Annotated in this window: 1 protein-coding gene; it reads right to left on the bottom strand. The window is 75.8% G+C overall.

Going from position 1 to position 1,031, the window contains the following annotated elements:
* Positions 1-124: 124 nt before the first annotated feature.
* On the bottom strand, positions 125-892 hold the full coding sequence (locus tag A2U95_RS24825; protein ID WP_166026961.1) for a MerR family transcriptional regulator: 768 nt from the start codon (positions 890-892) through the stop codon (positions 125-127).
* Between the last annotated feature and the right edge of the window lie 139 nt (positions 893-1,031).

Raw genomic sequence — 1,031 nt, 5'->3', positions numbered from 1 at the left:
GGGCGGCGGCCGGCCGGGGGTGGCGGGCGCGGGGGAGACGCGTGGCGGCACGCGGCGGGGTTCTGCGCCGCGTGCCGCGCGGCAGCCTTGCCTTGCCCTGCCCGTGCCGGGGCCGCCGCGCGGCTCAGCCGAGCCGCTGCTCCGCGTACGCGGCCATGGCGGCGCACAGGAAGTCCGCCAGCCGGGGGTGCTTGGCGTCGTAGCGGGCCCGGAACTCGGACGAGTCCGCGTACATGCGGCCCAGACCGGTGAACGACGCCCGGTTCGGCGTCCAGAACGCGGACACCGCCCGGTACTGCCGGTCCATGAGCTCCACGGCACGCGGGTCGTCCGGGGCGACGCCCGCCCCGATCAGTTCCACCGCCGCGTCCTCCACCGCCTCGTACTCGGCGACGGCTCCGCCGGCCCGCGCGCGGTCCCAGCCCGCCGTGCGGCGGCGGCTCTCCTCGATGTGCTGCCTGGCCTCCTGGCCGAACCGGTCCACCAGTTCGGCCTCGTGGACCGCCTGGCGTGCCGGATCGACACCGTCGAACAGTTCCTCGAGCGCCATGTCCCTCTCCCCTTCCAGATGCGCGATGGTCGCCGCCACGGTCTCCACCAGCCGGTCCACCCTCCGGCGCTCCGCGAGCAGCCCGGTCAGGTGGGTGCGGAGCGCCTCGGCGGCGTCCTTCTCCTCGTCGACGACCGCGGCGATCTCGGACAGCGCGAGTCCGAGCCCGCGGAGCAGCAGGATCCGCTGCAGGCGCAGGGCGGAGGCGGGCGTGTAGTGCCGGACGCCGCCCGCGCCGATCCGGTCGGCGGGCAGCAGCCCCACGGCGTCGTAGTGCCGAAGGGTCCGCACCGTCACTCCGGAGGCCTTCGCCAACCGGGTGATCGACCACTCCTCGTCCATGACCGCGGCATCGCCTTTCGTCCGTCCCCGTCGCCCCAGGTCGCGGCGACGGGTACGACGCTCGGCGCTGACGCTGCGGCAGCGGCAAGCCCTGCTTCCCCGGGTGCCTGGGTGCCCGGGTGCCCGGGGGCCGGTCGTC

The organism is Streptomyces chilikensis (assembly GCF_001642695.1).
Classification (GTDB): domain Bacteria; phylum Actinomycetota; class Actinomycetes; order Streptomycetales; family Streptomycetaceae; genus Streptomyces; species Streptomyces chilikensis.
This window is presented reverse-complemented; position numbering and strand designations above follow the sequence as displayed.

Excerpts from the sequence above, each read along its gene's own strand:
- A2U95_RS24825 (WP_166026961.1), bottom strand. The coding sequence starts at position 892 with ATGGACGAGGAGTGGTCGATCACCCGGTTGGCGAAGGCCTCCGGAGTG.